Below are 18,308 nucleotides of genomic sequence, written 5' to 3' on the forward strand. Positions count from 1 at the left end.
GCAGCCCTTAATCTCCCGCATATTTATCAACATATTCAAGAACTTACATAAACCTACCTAACAGTCCCATACAGAATATGTACATAAACATTAAAAGCAAATTATCGGCTTAAGTTTCTATACTTTCCGGGTGACATACCCGTAAACTTTTTAAATACCTTGCAGAAATAATTCTTATCGGCAATACCAACTCTAGCTGATATTTCTGCTAAAGATAACTTTAGATCTTTCAACATTTTTTTACTTTCCTCTATCCTTGCATTGTTCAGATAGTCTATAAGATTCACATTTGTCTCCCTCTTGAATATCTTGCTTAAATATGTGGCACTTGAATGTACAGATTCCGAAATACTTTCCAAGGAAATATCATTAGTGTAGTTCTCGCTGATATAATTTATAGTCCTATTTACTAAATCTGAATTAGGCTTGGTATCTACTGAATATACACAGTCTTCAAAACACTCCAACACTTTTACTATCCATTCACCCACGTCCTCTACCGTATTTAATTCATATACTTCATTAAGATACTTTAACTTCAATCCAAATATCATTTCAAGGTTTCCACCGCCTTCAATCGCGGCCCTTGAAAATACTATCATTAATTCAATAGCTCTTGCTTTGGTAACTTCAAGATTATTGACGTTATTGAACAAAATATGGCCTAAAAGTTCATTTAATATTATTCTAGAGCCGCTTTTATCTCTATGCTTGATCTTAGCTATAAATTCATTTTCCATCTCGAAGGAATAGTATTTGGAAATATAGTCCTGCTGATATTGTTCCTTTGCATCCTGTATATTTCCGTGTATAGAAGCTTGCTCCAGGTATAACTTTTTCCTTTCGCTGATTACGGCACTTTCTTCTTCTATTATATCTTTTACAACGACATAAAGCATATCTGCAAGGTATTTAATTCTTTCAGGCTCAATAATTGGAACTAACCTTGCATAGGTGCGGAGCGCCCCCCTGCTTGAGATATTAAAATGATTAGCTTCAATTACGCCGTCTATCATATAATCGTCAAAACGAACCATCTGCACGGGCCCTGCAAGAAGTGCACCTCTGAATATCCCTTTAATCACTATAGGTACAGTCCAATGTACCAATCCCCCAGGACAAAAATAAACATATGGTTCTCCAAGCTTCTCAGCCTGCTTTGCTACGTAAAGATGAGCGGCATTACAAGAGCATGCATCACCTGAAAGCTCCCTGAATTTCTCACAATATTGGGATGGTACTCCTTCAAAATCCACAGCATTCCCATTTTCATCTATTGAAAAACAAGATACTCCAGATACCTTATTATACATTATTAGGTGTTCTCTTACGCTTTTTTGATACAGCGAACTCATGAATATCCTTCTCCTTATTTCTCTTCACGGTATTGCTGCCAAGTACTTAATCACAAACCATGCAGAATAAAGAATTTCAAGGTGAGCAAACCTTATTTACACCTTACATTACTCGACATACTGATCCAGCAGAAAAAAGAGGACGTAATCTTGTAGCTAAATAATAAGGCTTCCGATATCATATACGTATCAGCAGCCTTATTAAGAGACGTAAACTTGTTAACAATATTATGTTATCACTTTTATAGAATTCAGTCAATAAATAAAAGAATAGATTCTATTTACAATATAATTCTTGAACTTACAATTCGCATTATTATACTGGAATAAATCTCCTCATAACCTTGAAGCTTTTTTTCAAAGTCCGATATATTGGAGTGCTGCCCGCGATGCAGGCGGAGCTGCTGCTAAATCTAAGGAATTAGTATAATTTTATTTAAACCCATAATCAAGAATAAAACGACACCCAAATCAAATAAATCAGCCATAAGAACTCTCCCCTTTCGGTGGGATTCTTATGGCCGATTTATTTTGAACTAAATTTTTTTGTTTAAGATCGAGAATTATAATAATTCAAGCTGTATTCTAAGAGCTCTTTTGCAATTACTTCATGAGTATGGGGATCCCTTGTCATATATGTTGCCAGCAATCCGCCGTTTCCCGCATATTTATCGACATATTCATGGACGTAAGCTTTCAATTCTTCATCTGTTATTCCTGGTTTATTGATAACTTCGGCGTCCATACCTATCTGTATTGGGAGCTGTCTTCCATATTCTTTTCTGAGTCTAAAGAGGTCATTCATGGGCTGAGCTTCCCACATATCAGGATTCAATTTTACTATTTGCGGTATTAGAGTTTCTATTTTGCCGCAGGAATGAAAGTTCATATATTTGCCCTTTTGATGTGCGAAATCAACGATGCGCTTCATAGGCTCGAAGATGTACTTTGCATACATTTCAGGTGATATAAATGTACTGATCTGGGTTCCCCAGTCGTCGCTGTTTATGAATACGTCAAAAGGAGCCCATTCTTTAATGACTTTGTCCATAAGCTTTATTTTGTAATCTGCCATTGCATTGAAGAATTTAATTGCAGATTCTTCTTCCTCGGCAAGGAAGCAGAAAACTTCTTCTGCAGTACAAAGGGATAACAGCCTTTCAAACAAGCCGTCCTGCATAAGGTAGAAATTAACTATATCAGGGTCGATGTTTGCAGCAGCTTCTTCCCTTAAGGGTGTGAAATCCATAGAATCAAGGTCGGGGAAAATGAATTTTTCTTCCCATTCCAATAGATCATTAAGAATAAAAGTATTCGGTGTCACCATTTGGCCGCCTGCTACGGGAACAAAGGTCCAGTCTACTCCAAACCAGTCCTTTCCGCTGTCTGTAAAGAAGGGGCGGTCGTTGTCATGGGGACATAAAACCAGGGCCTTTTCAGTATTCATATTGGGTACCCACATGGGTTTTTTTCTGTCAAAGACCATCTTCATGTTTTCTTTTGGGGTGATAGGGTAGTCTAAGTCTAATTTCGGGAAAAACGAAGGAAGTGTACGCAGCTGAGGTTTGTTTTCACTTTTAGTTTCACTCATTTAATCCTCTCCTTTTTTAATGTTGGAGGTCACTTCTCCTTTGGAGAAATATACCTTATTTAAATATCTAAGGCGGCATTGAATCCGTCTGTTGTGGCAGTGTATAAGGTGCCGCGGTTTACAGAACAATCGCCTATTATACGGACATCATTTACTAAATTATTAAATTTAGCTACTTCCTGAAGCCTTGGTTTTACACCTAAAGAAATGATTAAAGTATCGAAGGGGATTTCTTGTTCTCCACCGCTGCTTTGTACATAAGCATGATTTTCACCTGCACGTATGAGCTTGGTTTCAGGCAATACTTCAACTCCTTCTTTTCTTAATAGCTGAAGCAATGCATTCATCGGGTTTGGAGATACCTGTATCATCTGTTTTTCCGTAACCATTTCTATTACAGTTACCTTCTTGCCCTTGCGTGCAAGATCAAGGGCTGTTTCACATCCCGTCAATCCTCCGCCGGCAATGACAATGGTATTTCCTGTCCGAGCTTTTCCTGATTCAACATCGCCTACCCATACCGCATTTTTGCCGTCAAGTCCGGGAATGGGAGGAATGCTTGCTTGTGCGCCTACGGCTATAACAAGGGAATCCGGCTTTTCGGCAAGGATTCTTTCGGGAGTTGCCTCCGTTGCCAATCTCAATGTTATATTTGGATGTCTTGAAGTCATCCTTATTGCCCATTTCAAATATTCCTTCAAATCCGCTTTAAAATCCGGTGATACTGCCAAGTTTAATGTACCGCCTAATTTTTCACTTTTTTCAAACAATATAACTTCATGTCCCCTGTCTGCAGCTGTCCTGGCAGCTTCCATACCTGCAGGACCCCCGCCTATGACCACAACTTTTTTCTTAACCTTTGCCGGAAGGGGCTCATGTTTTAGTTCCAATTCTCTGCCTGCTTTGGGGTTTACCGAACATGCCGCCCTTATTCCTTCATTGCCGTGGGTTCTGTTTAAGCAAAGGACGCATCTTATGCAAGGCCTTATTTCATCTTCCCTGCCTGTCCTGGCTTTGTCCACGGCATACGGGTCTGCTATGGCTGTACGGATCATGGCGCATATATCCGCATCTCCTCTTTCAATTATATCAGAAGCTAAATCCATATCTATAGACCCAACTGTGGCTACTGGTATTTTGAGCCCGGCCTTTTTTACTTCAGCCGCAAAATGCACATTATACCCTCTTTTTATATATGCTGGCTGTGTTACAAAGGGGGCTATTGCATCATCCAGCAGCAATCCTGCTGATACATGTACAAGGTCTATTTTATCCTCAATTATTTTAATAAACTCTATTGTCTCATCTAATTCAATTCCGCCGGTTACCAGTTCTGAAGCGCTTAAGCGGAACTCAATGGCAAGCCTGTTTCCTACCCTTGTACAGATGGAATCCAGAAGTTCACATGCAAATCTAGCCCTGTTTTGTAATGAACCGCCGTATTTATCAGTCCTGTGATTGAACAAGGGTGAAAAGAAATTGCTGATTAGAATTCCATGGCCGCCGTGGAGCATTATCATGTCCATGCCGGCTTTCAAGGCCCGTTCTGCCCCATCGGTAAAAAGCTTTATCCAGGTATCAATCTGTTCCTGGCTCATCACATCTATTGGTGACATGCCTTCAGGCATATTATGTCCGAAAGCAAAGCCCGCAAGCTCAATGGATGCTTTTGCCCCGTATCTGTGAATTGTGTCGGCAAGAACGGACAATCCCGGAACAACCCTGTCATGTGACATATTGACTGTGTAACCTGTAAAAGCAGGATTTGGAGGCGTGACCTGGGATATTCCCACCGTTACAATTCCTGCTCCTCCCTTTGCAAGTTCTCTGGTCCACTCAATAAGCTCGGGAGACACCAGGCTGTCGGAGGAAGCCAGCCTTGGCGCTGCAGGGGAAATTTCGATTCTGTTTTTAACTGTCATATTGCCAATCTTAATGGGTTCGAAGATTTTCCTGTACTTTGGATTCATTCAAATCATCCTTTCATAGAAGTACATGTCATTTTCATTGTAGAATGATAATAAATTATCAATATTATTATAATTCTACGTTTCCTTTGCAATTCCCTTTACACTTTTTATAATTTTGTTATAAATAAAAAAAAGGCTGTATCTTTAATTCCCTGAAGATACAGCCTTTAATAATTCACATTATATCTAAAACAGCCTTGTTCTTTCTATTATATTCTTGTCATCAATTTCCCTCTCTGTAAAGCAGTTCTTCTCTATACCGTCCGTATACAATTCTTCAGGAATTGCATCCCTATAATCCTGGCTCAATGATTCCGCATCAGGAGCAGGAACTTCTTTTTTATTCTTGCTCTTTGACTTAACCTTTTTAATTTTCATAACATTTCTCACCTCCTATATATATTCAGTATATGTATTCTTTCGAAGGCAAATTTTTTTACAAACTAATTCAACATCTTTTTGCCGCTTTATACCTTATAAGTAGAATACAATGAAGCTGTTGCATTATGAACAGCGTAAATGGGCATTGTGAGAGTTCTGAACAAGTCCTTGGTGACGCTGCCTAAGAAAATACTTAGAATTTTAGATTGTCTGAGCGATAGAAAGTTTAAAAATTCTTGTATTTTCAAGGCAGGGAGCCTTAGAACTTGCAGAACTTGAACATAATAAATTGAGTGTTCAAAATGCAACAGCCCCCTTATGTTATACTATTACTATAATGATTTTTAGGAGGAGAAACCTTATATGTCAAGTGAAATCATATTTGTCATTGAGGAATCAAAAGAAGGCGGCTATGAAGCTAAGGCTTTAGGTCATTCAATATTTACACAGGCCGAAAGTTACGAAGAAATAAAGGAAAATATTAAATATGCTGTTAGATGTCATTTTGATGAGGATAGCATTCCACGAATTATAAGATTGCATTTTGGAATGGATAAAAGACTGTTAATTAAAGAGCTGTTTTATAATAATTAAGGCCATATGATATAAAAAATAATCATATGGCCTTTTTTATATGAAATGATTTTAACTTTTATTAACTCATCCCATTTGGGCAGACCGGATTAAAATGTCCGTATATGGATGCTTGGGATGATTTATAATTTCTTCGGGTACCCCCTCTTCCACAATATTTCCTTCTTTCATAACAGCTATCCTGTCACTGATATTGCTCACCAGAGCAATATCATGAGAAATAAACAAATAGGACAAATTCAGATCCTGCTTCAATCGCAGCAATAATTGCAAAACCTGCGCCTGCACTGAAACATCCAGTGCGTTGGTAACTTCATCGCAAATCAATAATTTGGGATTGCTGACGATAGCTCTTGCTATAGCCACACGCTGGCATTCACCGCCGCTTAGTTCACTGCAAAAACGGTTTGCATAATCCTTCTTTAACCCCACCATTTCCAGAGTTTCATAGGCTTTATGAGTCATATCGCTGCGGGTCATATGTGAACGGTAGCGCAATCCCTCGCAAATGGAATACAATACCGTCATTTTAGGGCTGAAGGAGGACAATGGATTCTGAAAAACCATCTGCATTTCATCGCGCAGGTAAAAGCCCTTTTGGCAGGACTTATCAGGCAGCGTCTTTTTATTAAATATAACTTCACCTTCCGTAATATCCAGCAGGCCGGCAATCATATTCGCAGCGGTGGATTTGCCGCTGCCGCTTTCGCCAATCAGGCTGAAACATTGGCCGGAAGAAATTTTAAAATTTATATCATCAACAGCTATAACCCTGGATCTTTTCCGGGAAAATACTTTTTTAAGATGCTTAACCTCTAACAAATATTCCTCTGCCATTTCAATCCTCTCTTCAATGCGCTAATGACCAATGGGTATGAGAAAAATACTTTTTCTCATGGCTGTTTTCCATTACAGGCAAGGCTTCATACTTAAAATTGGTTTTAACATAACCTTCCCGGTGTATAGCTGCTTCGGCCATTGCTTTTTTAAATTTCGGAACAGCTTTTAATAAAACTTGCGTATAGGGATGCTGCGAGCCGTATAAAACTTCTTCCTTCGTTCCCCACTCTACGATGCGCCCGCGGTACATGACACCAACCATATCCGCCAGCTTTGCTACAATAGCCATATTATGGGTTACAAACAGCATTGAAGTATCATATTGATGGTACATCTGCAGCATTAAATTGATAATTTCCGCCTGTACCGTTACATCCAGTGAGCTGGTAGGTTCATCCGCCAGGATTAATTTGGGCCGGTTAGCCATAGCAAAAGCTATGGCCAGCCTCTGGCACATACCCCCGCTCAGCTCAAAGGGGTAAGAACGCAAAACCCTCTCCGGGTCGCTGAATTTCAGTTCTATAAGCAATCCGTGTGCCAGCTCCCTGGCTTCTGTTTTTGTAATATCCTGATGCATCTTCATAAATTCATAAAATTGTTTTCCGGCACGCATTCCAGGGTCAAAAAAGCACTCCGGGTTCTGGAAAATCATTGAAATATCATGTCCCCGTATTTTACGGAATTCTTCATGGCATAAGCTTCGCAGATCACGTTCATTAAACATTATTTCTCCAGACGATACGGTGCCGTTTTCTCCTAAAAGTCCGATAATACTGCGCAGCAGTGTGCTTTTTCCGCTGCCGCTTTCACCGACAATCACAGCAATCTGTTTTTTGCCAACTTCCATGTCAACCAGCTTTACTACCGGTTTTTCGCCGTAGCTGACGTTCAGATCCTTAATCTTAAGCAAAGCGTTTCCTGCATTCATGCCTTTATTTCGCCTCCGAGCTGCCGTCTAAAATGTAGAATTCGGAAGGCTGTATATGATAATAGGCTACGGTATCGGTATTATAAGCACAGGTAAATTTCTTATGCGCGAAAAATATAAAGGGAGCATCATCTAAAATGTGCTGTGTGATAGCCGTTATTACCTTGTCTTTCTCCTCCTTATCAGAGGTTTGACGCAGTTTTTTGGCCAGGGAGTCAACCTCGGTATTGGAATATTTGCCGAAATTATTGGATCCCCCCGTTGTAAACATAAAATCAATAAAAGATTGAGGATTACCTGTACCGCCAATGGAGTAGGATTCATAGGTCAGGTCAAAATTCCCGTTTTTTCTGGCATCGCTTATATTTTCCATGATTTCTACCTTTAGCTCAATACCGGCCTCCAGGAGCTGATTCTGCAAAACCTGGCTTAATTGAGACATATCTTTTTGTGAGCTTAAACCGATCATCTTAAGCGAGAGCTTTGCCCCGTTTTTTTCCAAGATACCGTCGCCGTTTGTATCAGCATATCCTGCATCTGCCAAAAGCTGTTTTGCTTTCTCCGGGTCAAAACGGTCAACGTCAGCTTTTACATTCTTAATTCCTCCAAAAGACAGCTGCTCCGGGTAAATACCATAGGAAGGTACAGTCACATCATTGCAAATGACTTTGCTGTAGTTCTCCCTGTCGATACAATAGCTTACAGCCTTTCGGACCGCTATATCCTGCACAGCCGGTGAATCCATGTTAAAGCGGATAAGCTGGGAACGCATTGAGGTTATGCCGTCAATTGCCAGCCTTCTGTCTCCTTTGATAACGGATATACTGGTTTCCGGAACGGGTATAAGGATATCAATCTCGCCGTTTTGAAAAGCCATTGTCAGAGAATCCACATCGGTTATTGTTTTAAAGACAGCCTTATCTAACCTGGGCTCTCCTCCCCAATACTGCTCATTTTTTACAACAGTAAGCTCCACGTTGGGATTAAATTCTGCCGGTATGTAAGGGCCTGTATAATATGTTTTTTCCGCGAAATCTGTGGAACCTTCCGCATCATATACCGTCCATAATGGGTCGCTTAAATCATTGGGGAGAGTCGGCACCATTTCTTTTAGCTTTATTGTCAGTTCCTGGCCCGAGGCTTCCATGGCTTCAATAGGCAATGCATCCTTTGCCCTGTCATTAACCTCTATTGTACGTTCAAAACACTTTTTAACCGCTTCCGCCGTCATTTTAGTACCGTTGTGGAATTGGACGTCATCGCGCAGGGTTAATTCCCAGGTCTTGTTATCCCCGGTACTGTAAGACTTAACCAGCCAAGGCTGGGCCTCAAAGGCATCATTTAATCGGAACAAGCTTTCGCTTACGCCGTAAGAACCAATATACCAGCCTTCCCATCCCGCCGCAGGATCCCATGCTTCATTGCAAAAATAACCGACAGAGCCAAATACCAGTGTTTTTTCTTCATCCGTATTGTTAATACTTTCCTTCCCTGGGTTTGAACAACCAGAGAATATACCGGCCGTCAATAAGGCAGCCATTAGTAAAGCAACCAGTCTTTTTTTCACACTCAAAACCTCCCGATAATTTATTAATTTCCTGTAACTCTTCTGTCTAAAAACCCACGGAGATTATCTCCCAATAAATTAAAGCATATCACTACAAGGAATAATGCCATTCCGGGGGCTATTACCGTCCATGGAGCAGTTTGCAGATAGTTTCGGGCTTCACTCATCATAGCGCCCCATTCAGCCGTTGGCCGCTGCGCTCCCAGCCCCAGAAACGACAGCCCGGCCATGCTCAAAATAATGGCGCTGACATCCAGTGCAGCCGTTACCAAAATAGGAGAGGCGATATTGGGTATCATATATTTAAATATAATATGGCGGCTTTTTGCTCCGCACATTTTAGCTGCTTTTATATAATTTTCGTTTTTTATGCCCAAAATCAGGCTTCTCCCCAGACGCGCATATGTGGTCCAGAATACGGCTATTAATGAAATCATCCCATTTATCAAACCTATGCCGAGCATTCCGGCCACGGCAACCGCCAGCAGAAAATAAGGAAATGCCTGAAAAATCATGGTGATTCTCATGATAATTGCATCTCCGGCTCCGCCTATATAACCTGATATAACGCCGATAACCGTACCTACCGTTGCAACTGTGAACACCACCGCCAATGCGGAAAAAACAGATAAGGGCGTCCCTGATAATATCCGGGAAAACACGCACCGTCCCAGGTGGTCGGTACCGAAAGGAAATTCTCTGCATGGAGAAAGCAAGGCCTGGGTTAAATCTGTCTTATATGGATCATGAGGGGTTATATGAACAGCAAAAATTGCAATGATTATAATAGCAAACACGAGTAAGCTGCTGATTAAAAGTCGCACCTTCATTTTTTTTTGCTCTGTCAGAATCATCGCCTCCTAGCTTTTTATCATCTTCGGATTTAAACGGGTATAAATCACCTCCATGAAGGAATTTACCAGAAAGTAAATTAACGCCATCCACACGATATATCCCTGTATAATAGGATAGTCCCGGTGGCTTATGGCCTCTACCGCCAGCTTTCCAATGCCGGGCCAGCTGAATATGCTTTCTACAATAATAGTCCCTCCCAGCAAAACACCGAGGGAAATACCCGTAAGCGTAACAATGGGCGTTAAGGAATTTTTTAAAATATGTTTCCAGAAAATATTATTTTGGGTTACTCCCCTGGCCCATAGGCCTGCAACATAATCGTTTTTCATTTCCCTCAGTACAATGGTTCTGATTTGCCTTACATATACCACTATCATATTAAAAGCCAAAACCAGGGTGGGCATTATAATCCCTTTCATGCTTCCTCCGGCGATAACAGGCAATAGCCTTAGCTTCAGCGAAAGCAAATACATGAGAATCAATGAAGTAAAAAATATGGGAAAGGACAAAAATACATAGGTAATCAACTGGATAATCCTGTCAAACCAGCTGTTTTGATACCTTGCGCAGGCAATTCCTAAAGGGACTGCCACCAAAATTGTAACTGCCATAGACGAAAGCGCCAGCATAAGGGTATATGGCAATGCCTTAAAAAGCTCCTGACTGACGGGGCGGCTGGATTTTATAGATTTCCCCATATCTCCTTTAAAAAAATTGGCAAGCCAGGATATATACTGTACATAAACAGGACGGTTTAAGCCCAGCTCTTCCCTCGTTTTTTCCAGCATCTCAAGAGAAGGTGCAATGCCATTTTCAGTAAGCATAATCTCTGCCGGGTCGCTGGGGGAAAGATAGGACAGGGTAAAGGATAATATTGTAATACCTATGAAAGTGAGCAAAAATAATACCGCTGATTTTACAGCAGATTGAATCATGATATACCACCCTCTTTTAAAACAACATTAAAATTCATCAAGTAATTTTATTTCCCAGGCGCAGTAAAGCGGTAAATATACGCTTCCTGGTACTCATACTGCATCCTGTCGGCAATACAGTTAAACCAGGGATCCTCCGGATCTATATGAATATATCCTTTAGGAGGCATTCTCCGCATTTCTACCGAAAATCCTTCATAAAAAAACGCCCCGGCAATATCGTTTAAAGAGTGAAGCTGCATTGGAATTGTTCCCTGCCTGTCTATTTGCTTTTTGTAATAGAGCAGGCTGGGGTTTTTGCTGTAATCGGTATATGTGCAATAATATACGCCTCCGGGCTTTAATGCCTGCTTCATTTTCCAGGCATGTTCTTTTAAGTCCTGTAATAGATAAATAACGGAAATGCTGAAGGCCAGATTAAAGGTATCGATAAACTTGTCCACATTGGCGGTTGCTTCATATGAAATGGGCAAATCCTTTTTCCTCTTGTTGGCCACCTCAATGGATTTTTTGGCTAAATCAACGCCAACCCCCTTTAAAAAAGGTTTTTGTTGATATAAAAACCTTAAAAAACCTCCTTGATTACAACCAAAATCCAGAACAGTACAATCCAGAATATTTTTCTCCTTTATCATGTCCAGCACCTTATGCCAGTGGGGTTGATGATTATCCTCCATGGACTGTTCTCCGGCTGTGTCGTCATTCCACCATACGTCGTACAATTGTTCATCAGACATTAAATCTCCTCCTCATACTACTGATATTTATGTATAGATTCATACTCTCTTTTGTCAATTTCATCCCGGTATTATTTTTAGCTAATCACCAGTCAAGCTCTCCATATGCCACAAGTTCGCTCCCCTTTGGAGCCGAAAGAGAAGCACAATGATACAATACCACTCCGTCAAATTCCGCTGAATAAGTATCAATAATTTGGCCGAATAAATCCGTTGTGTATCCAAGCTTGTCGCCTTTCCTGATTTTTTGCCCGGCTGTAACGGCAGGCAGCCAGCATCCAGTACTCTTTGCTTCCGTATAGCAAACATTTGTTAATTCCAGAGGTGCTTTGTCAGGGAATATAAGGCTGTCATCGGCAAGTATATCCAGTCTTTTCAATACCCGTTTTGCATCAAGAATGTATTTTTCGACATCATCTTTAAGGCAAAGGCCATTGCAGCCTCTTTCCACAAGGATAGCCGGTATGCCAAGCATGGCGGCACAGCCAAAAGTGCCTGAGGTTTCCATACAATTTACCATGTAAGGCAAATCCAGAACCTGGCTCATTTTTTTAGATGCCTGTACAACTTTTGAATTGCAACTGCCTGAAAAATAGGCATAAGGTATCAGAGATTCATATAAATCACCGCCGTGAAAATCCATGTAATAATCGGCAGCCTTAAAAAACTCATTGGTTATAACGTAAGCTATTTTTTCTGCGATGCTGCCCTTTTCATCACCTGGAAACATGCGGTTTATGTTTTTCCCATCCTCCGGCACAACAGCGGCACAGCGCTTTGAAAAAGCCTGAAGATTGACCGGGTGAACAAGGATTATTTGACCGGAAATATCTTTGGGATCAAGCCCTGCTCCCAGCCGTATAGCCGTGAGGATTCCGGGATATTCGCTTCCATGTACTCCGGATGTGATGAGCATGGTCTTGCCTTGTTTTTCTCCATTAATCAATGTGACCGGCATCACTGTTCCGGTATCCAAAACCTTGATAAAGCCCTGTGCTTTAGTCCCTCGTTCTGCTGTAATTCCGCCTAGGGAAAATATGGGTTTCATTCTGCATTCTCCTCCATATAATAAATTTTTTTGCCACAATTAAAAAACCTCTCAACCGTAAACAGTCAAGAGGTAATAACAACCCATGCAAATAACATATGCATAAATGCACCTCTCTATCGCTCGTAGAGTTAAAATGGTGAATAAAACAGGCAGGTCTTCTGGCTTAAGCATCATCACCCTTGCAGCCTTCCCGGTTTCCCAGTGGCATTTAGCAAGGACTCTTCTTTCACAGCGGCGGGACCGCGTGGGATTTCTACCCACTTCCCTTTTCACCGGTTTATAATTTTGTCCATCAAAATCATAACCGGCACCTGTTTTTTTATATTCAATTAAGTTTCATTTTATATTATGACCATATGAAACACAATGAATTTTTCACCTTTATTTGTAATAATTTGTGCTGTTTCCATAAACTCCTTACTTCATTTCTCCCTTGTAGAGGCTTTAAGCCATTGGGAAACCAGCAATTCCGCTAATTCATTGGCAATGTTGTTTCCCCAGTATATGCCTTCCTTTGTAAGCTTGAAGCTGTAACCTTCGGGAACAATTAATCCTTCGATTTTTAATTGCTGCGCAAAAGCTTCAATTATATCACTACTTTGTTCCCAAAAGCCTGCCGGTTCAACGTCAAAATTACCAAACTGTATTTTGCCTATAAGCCGGTAGATATAATTATACATAGAAACTGTTAAAGCTCCTTGAAGGGTGTCTGCCCTGCCGGATTCAACGGCGGCACCATACTCTGAAATATCGAAGGGATTCATCCATATAAAATCCCCTAGCCTGCCGCCGGCGGCGGCGCCTAAAGCCAGTGTATCCCCTCCGCCGTAACGGGTTGTTACATATTTATACGCATCCCTTTTAGGCCTTACCATTTTTGTAAGTTCCAAAAGCTCGAAGCCTTCTTTTGTAAGCCAATCATATATTTTCATGAAAAAATCATATTCTTTTTTATCTGAATCTATGGAATCACGTTCCCCATCCGAAAACTGCGTGCCAAGCGCCGACCCTTCACGCAGCATTAGGGAATAAAATGATAATCCTGCAATATCCAAAGAAGAGATGTGCTTTAAATCTTTCTCTAATTCCTGCTCTGTCTGGCCGGGATAATTGTAAATAAGGTCCATACTCACATTTTCAAAGCCTTCATGCCTTAACTTGCTGATTTTTGAAACTGCATCCTCACCGCTGCCTCTTCTTCCCAGCAACTTTCTTCCCCTGTCACAGAAGGTCTGCACCCCTATGCTTAAACGGTTAACTCCTTCTTTTAAAAACATGTCTGATTTATCCTCTGTCAATTCGGTGATACTGGTTTCAACTGTAATTTCCGCATCATGTTTTAATGGCAGATATTCCTTGATAGCATGCAAAATATCCCTTAAATTGCCTGTTTCAAGGGAGGTAGGAGTGCCGCCTCCGAAATATACCGCATCAAAGCTGCTGTTTTGTATGTATGGAAATACGCCGTAGCTTTTTATTTCATTGATTATTAACTGGTGATAATCGTAAGCCGGAGCGCACAAATATCTTCGCATGTTGCAAAAAGTGCATATCTTGCTGCAAAAGGGTATATGTATATAAACGGCTTTAGGACGCGTATCCGGTTCCATCTGCAAAAGGTATTCCTTCAGGAAAGATTTTTCATTACGAAGCCTTCTTAAGGGAGCCAAGGCATCGTGATGTCCTTTTAAACGTTTTGAATACCTCCCTTTTACTTCTGACTGAATGTTATTCATCATTGTCCCCATCCCTGCTCTCCTTAAAAATTATATTCCCTCTGCCCTTCTAAGAACTTCCATGAATACCTTTTGTGCAGTTTCCAAATCCCTGGAATCGGGATGTTTTGCCGCTTCCATGTGCCTGTTGATCCTCTCCGGTGTCATGTAGTGGGGATGATCGGGAGGATATTGCCTGACCCGTTCGGTAAGTGCCGGATCTATTTTCCCCTGGCAAATAAAATCTCCAAGATATTCATTGGAAGCATCCACAAGCTGCTTAAGCCTCTCTATGACTTTCCCGGCATGAGGTGAATCAGGATAAGCTCCTAAAGTCGCAAACAGGGCAACCTTCTTATCCTTAACTCCCTGTATATATTCCTTCATTGCTGCATCGGCATTTCCCTTATCAATCCAGCATCCCAAAATAACCAGATCACAATCTTCCAATGCCGGCTGCTCTGAAACAGAGTGGATGAAGGTTCCTTCAGGCATTACCTCCAGGATGGCTTCGGCAACTTTTTTTGTATTTCCTGTTTTGCTGGAATACACAATCATTGTTTTCATATATTTCCCTCCCAAATATGGTTTTCTCTATATTAATCTCTGCTTTTATACTCAGCAGGAATAAGTCAATCCAATCGGTACAAATACCGGCTTACCTGTTCTCTCATCCAGCTTTACGTCAGCTTCAACCTGATAGACATCTCTGAGCAGTTCACGGGTAAGCACATCCTCGGCTTTTCCCTGGGCAACAAGCTGTCCATTATTCAAAACCGCCAGCCTTTCACTGTAGCGTGCCGCCTGGTTAAGGTCGTGAAGCACCATGACAACAGTGATATCAAGCTCCTTGTTAAGCCTTTTTATAAGCTCCATCACTTCCATCTGATGGCATATGTCAAGAAAAGTGGTGGGCTCATCCAGCAGAAGTATTTCCGGACGCTGGGCCAAAGCCATGGCAATCCATGCCCGCTGCCGCTCGCCTCCTGATAAAGTATTTACCATCCTGTCAGAAAGCCCTTCCAATCTGGTCTGCTCTATGGCCCAGCATATGATTTCTTCATCTTCAAAGGTTTTTTCTTCATACCACCTTTTATGAGGCATCCTTCCGTAACCTACAAGCTCTCTCACCGTAAAGTCCGGAGGCGTTGCCTGGTGCTGTGACAATACAGACAGTTTTTTTGCAACTTCCCGGGTAGGCAGCAAGTGTATGTCCTGGCCGTCAAGGAGCACAGCACCGCTGGTTTGCTTTAGAAGCCTGGATATGGTGTTTAATACCGTAGATTTACCCGAGCCGTTTGGACCTATAAGCGAAAGGACTTCACCTTTATTGATAAGCAGGCTGAACTCATCTACAACAGTATTTTTATCATAAGTAATTTTTAATTCAACTGCTTCAATCATGCCTTGTATGCGCCTCCCTTTCTCAGCAGGAATATAAAAAACGGTCCGCCCAATACTGCCATGAAAATTCCCACAGGAAGCTCAAGGGGACTAAATGCGCTGCGGGCTACGGAGTCAGCCATAACCAAAAGAGCTGCGCCCATTATTCCGCTGGAGGGAAGCATAAAGCGGTAATCCGATCCCACCAGCATCCTGCTTATGTGAGGCACCATAAGACCTACAAAGCCAATTAAACCAACAGCCGCGACGGATACTCCCGATAAAAATGCGGCAGTCATGCACAAAAGCACCCGGGTGCGGTTTACCCTGATTCCCAAGTTTTTAGCCACATTATCCCCTAGCTGCAGGGCATTGGCAGGCTGTATGCAGAAAACAGAAAGTATGAGCCCTATAATTGTATAAGGAAACAGCATTTTGACCTGAGGCCAGCTTTTGCCGGCAATGCTTCCGTTAAGCCAGAGCAATACACCCTGAATCCTGTCGCTGTAAAGGTGGGATAGGAGGGAAATGCCTCCGCCTAAAACCGCATTTACAGCCACTCCCGATAAAACAATCCTTATAGGCTCTACTCCCCGCTTCCAGGCAAGTATGTATACTAAAAAGCTGGCAGCAGTAGCGCCTATAAAGGCTCCGGCAGGAACAAGAAAACTTAAACCAGGAAAGACCAGCAAAATAGTTACCGCTGCCAGACCTGCTCCAGCCGATACGCCTATTATCCCCGGATCTGCAAGGGGATTCCGCAATACCGACTGAAGCAGAGCGCCTGCGACGGCCAGGTTGGAGCCCACCATGGCTGCAGTCAGCATCCTGGGAAGGCGTATGTTTATTACAACGTTTCTTACATTTATATCAGCTGCTGGAAACAACGCGCTCCAAACCTGGCGGGTCGTGTACTTTACGCTTCCCATGCGCAATGACAGGATGCAGCAAAGTACAAGTATGGCTATAGATGCCATAAATATTATAAATCTTCTTAACGCCCTTCCGTCGGTTTTTTTAAAATTCATGGCAGACTCTTTTATTAGCATCGTCTTCTCATAATCCTTCATTTATTGATAAAGCAATTTTGCCAGAGCTTCCAAAGCATCGATGGTTTTCAATCCCGGATTTGAACTGAAGAGTTCATAGTCCAAATCATAAACTCTGCCGGATTTTACGGCATTTACCGATTGCCAGATTGGGTTGGTGTCAAATTCCTTGGCATATAGAACCTTAACCTCTTCAGGACTGCCGTGGGAAATTCTCAAGATTACATCGGGATTTGCTTCCACTATATTTTCGGTACTGAAGGGAACATAAGAACCTGATGTACTATTTACCACATTGACTCCTCCAAGGATTTTTACCATGTCACCGACATAGGAAACCTCTGTAGCCATCTGGAAGGATTGAGAGGTTCCAAATATAATAAGCACTTTAGGCTGTGTTTTACCCTTCACTTCTTCAAGAACCTTTTCTTCTCTTTCCTTTATACCCTTTAAAAGCTCCCGGGCCTTTTCTTCCTTTCCAAAAGCCTTTCCCAGCATTTCAACACTTTCATATGTATCCGAATACAACTGATTATCAATAAAGTAAGCGGTAATTCCGTTCTGTTTGAACATCTCACCTTGTGCAGCCTTGAATTCCGAAGAAACTATTACTAAATCCGCATTGAGAGAAGTAATTTTTTCAATATCAGGCCTGGGCGGCGTACCTATACCCGTTAATCCTTTCAAGCCCTCCGGCAATTGCCTGGTTGTGGTTGTCATGCCCTTAAGCTCTATACCGAGCTCGTTCATAACTATTGCGGTACCTACTGAATTTACAACAATGTTTTCCGGCATTTTATCAAGAACCAGCTCTGTCCCATCTCCTTCTGCCAGCCGGAATTTTGTATCTGCTGCTTGCTCTTTTACCTCTGTATCATTTGATACAGGCTCAGACTCTCCCTGATTCTTCGCCTGGCAGCCTGTAAATAAAAGTGTTGATATAACTACGCAGATGATGAATAGTTTTTTTGACATTTTCATTCTCCCTTCAAAGTGAAACTTTAAGTTATCCATTCCCGGAGCAAAACCTAATTGCAAACTATTTGCATTTGCGTCCATTATATAATAAAAAAATTATTTTGAAAATAGGGTAATGGCCATAAAATTATTAACTTTTATTTTGCGATAAAAAAAACCTTATCTGAATTAATTGTAGATTAGCATTTTAAACAAGGGAAATTAGCCTCAATTTTTTCAAATTAAATAATACAGCGCTAATTTAATCCTATAGGAATTTGAGAAATGGATTTTCTAATTAAAATATATTTGAAATATGATAAAATTCTGCATGGGGGTAATAAATCCATGCAGAATATTTTTTTATGTAACTCAAAGCCTAAAGCCTTTCGAGAAGCAA

Annotated in this window: 17 protein-coding genes and 1 riboswitch; of the genes, 1 reads left to right on the forward strand and 16 read right to left on the reverse strand. The window is 41.3% G+C overall.

The genetic code is table 11. The features are described 5' to 3' along the window. Positions 1-101 precede the first annotated feature (101 nt). From OXPF_RS10045 to OXPF_RS10060, 4 genes are all read right to left on the reverse strand, one after another. Positions 102-1,313 (reverse strand): PocR ligand-binding domain-containing protein, encoded by a 1,212-nt coding sequence (locus OXPF_RS10045; protein ID WP_160317196.1) that lies wholly within the window; start codon positions 1,311-1,313, stop codon positions 102-104. A 592-nt stretch (positions 1,314-1,905) separates the two neighbouring features. Further along, positions 1,906-2,946, reverse strand: coding sequence for a uroporphyrinogen decarboxylase family protein (locus tag OXPF_RS10050; protein ID WP_054875083.1), 1,041 nt, complete (start codon positions 2,944-2,946; stop codon positions 1,906-1,908). 59 nt (positions 2,947-3,005) lie between these two features. Then, a complete protein-coding gene (locus tag OXPF_RS10055) occupies positions 3,006-4,916 on the reverse strand; it encodes an oxidoreductase (protein ID WP_054875084.1) in 1,911 nt (636 codons plus the stop codon). Between the two features lie 186 nt (positions 4,917-5,102). Next, the gene (locus tag OXPF_RS10060) at positions 5,103-5,294 is read right to left on the reverse strand and encodes a hypothetical protein (protein ID WP_054875085.1); all 192 of its coding nucleotides are present in this window, start codon (positions 5,292-5,294) and stop codon (positions 5,103-5,105) included. A 366-nt stretch (positions 5,295-5,660) separates the two neighbouring features. Between OXPF_RS10060 and OXPF_RS10065 the strand changes: the two genes are divergently transcribed. Beyond that, positions 5,661-5,891: a hypothetical protein gene (locus OXPF_RS10065; protein ID WP_054875086.1), complete on the forward strand. Its 231-nt coding sequence runs from the start codon at positions 5,661-5,663 to the stop codon at positions 5,889-5,891. Between the two features lie 66 nt (positions 5,892-5,957). Here OXPF_RS10065 and OXPF_RS10070 read toward each other — a convergent pair whose 3' ends face one another. The 12 genes from OXPF_RS10070 to OXPF_RS10125 all read right to left on the reverse strand — a co-directional run bounded on the left by OXPF_RS10070 (position 5,958) and on the right by OXPF_RS10125 (position 17,926). Continuing rightward, on the reverse strand, positions 5,958-6,728 hold the full coding sequence (locus OXPF_RS10070) for an ABC transporter ATP-binding protein (RefSeq protein WP_054875087.1): 771 nt from the start codon (positions 6,726-6,728) through the stop codon (positions 5,958-5,960). A 13-nt stretch (positions 6,729-6,741) separates the two neighbouring features. Beyond that, positions 6,742-7,659, reverse strand: a complete 918-nt coding sequence (locus tag OXPF_RS10075) for an ABC transporter ATP-binding protein (protein ID WP_083479824.1) — start codon at positions 7,657-7,659, stop codon at positions 6,742-6,744. Positions 7,660-7,663: 4 nt separating this feature from the next. After that, positions 7,664-9,226: an ABC transporter substrate-binding protein gene (locus OXPF_RS10080; RefSeq protein WP_054875088.1), complete on the reverse strand. Its 1,563-nt coding sequence runs from the start codon at positions 9,224-9,226 to the stop codon at positions 7,664-7,666. 23 nt (positions 9,227-9,249) lie between these two features. Further along, the gene (nikC, locus tag OXPF_RS10085; RefSeq protein ID WP_083479827.1) at positions 9,250-10,056 is read right to left on the reverse strand and encodes a nickel transporter permease; all 807 of its coding nucleotides are present in this window, start codon (positions 10,054-10,056) and stop codon (positions 9,250-9,252) included. A gap of 30 nt (positions 10,057-10,086) precedes the next feature. Then, entirely contained in the window at positions 10,087-11,016 is a 930-nt protein-coding gene (locus OXPF_RS10090) for an ABC transporter permease (protein ID WP_152967742.1), read from the reverse strand. A 47-nt stretch (positions 11,017-11,063) separates the two neighbouring features. After that, positions 11,064-11,753 (reverse strand): class I SAM-dependent methyltransferase, encoded by a 690-nt coding sequence (locus OXPF_RS10095; RefSeq protein WP_054875090.1) that lies wholly within the window; start codon positions 11,751-11,753, stop codon positions 11,064-11,066. 85 nt (positions 11,754-11,838) lie between these two features. Continuing rightward, positions 11,839-12,801 carry a M14 family metallopeptidase gene (locus OXPF_RS10100; RefSeq protein WP_054875091.1) on the reverse strand — a complete coding sequence of 321 codons (963 nt, stop codon included), beginning with the start codon at positions 12,799-12,801 and terminating at the stop codon, positions 11,839-11,841. A gap of 134 nt (positions 12,802-12,935) precedes the next feature. Further along, positions 12,936-13,134, reverse strand: a riboswitch (cobalamin riboswitch). Positions 13,135-13,226: 92 nt separating this feature from the next. Beyond that, a complete protein-coding gene (locus OXPF_RS10105; protein ID WP_160317197.1) occupies positions 13,227-14,543 on the reverse strand; it encodes a coproporphyrinogen-III oxidase family protein in 1,317 nt (438 codons plus the stop codon). Between the two features lie 27 nt (positions 14,544-14,570). Further along, entirely contained in the window at positions 14,571-15,086 is a 516-nt protein-coding gene (locus OXPF_RS10110) for a flavodoxin family protein (protein WP_054875093.1), read from the reverse strand. A 51-nt stretch (positions 15,087-15,137) separates the two neighbouring features. Further along, positions 15,138-15,923 (reverse strand): ABC transporter ATP-binding protein, encoded by a 786-nt coding sequence (locus OXPF_RS10115; protein ID WP_054875094.1) that lies wholly within the window; start codon positions 15,921-15,923, stop codon positions 15,138-15,140. Then, entirely contained in the window at positions 15,920-16,972 is a 1,053-nt protein-coding gene (locus OXPF_RS10120) for a FecCD family ABC transporter permease (protein ID WP_242854385.1), read from the reverse strand. Before OXPF_RS10120 ends, OXPF_RS10115 begins: the two co-directional genes overlap by 4 nt. Then, complete coding sequence (locus OXPF_RS10125) at positions 16,973-17,926, reverse strand: ABC transporter substrate-binding protein (RefSeq protein ID WP_054875095.1); 954 nt, start codon at positions 17,924-17,926, stop codon at positions 16,973-16,975. Positions 17,927-18,308 lie beyond the last annotated feature (382 nt).

This window comes from Oxobacter pfennigii, from assembly GCF_001317355.1.
In the GTDB taxonomy this organism is placed as follows: domain Bacteria; phylum Bacillota; class Clostridia; order Clostridiales; family Oxobacteraceae; genus Oxobacter; species Oxobacter pfennigii.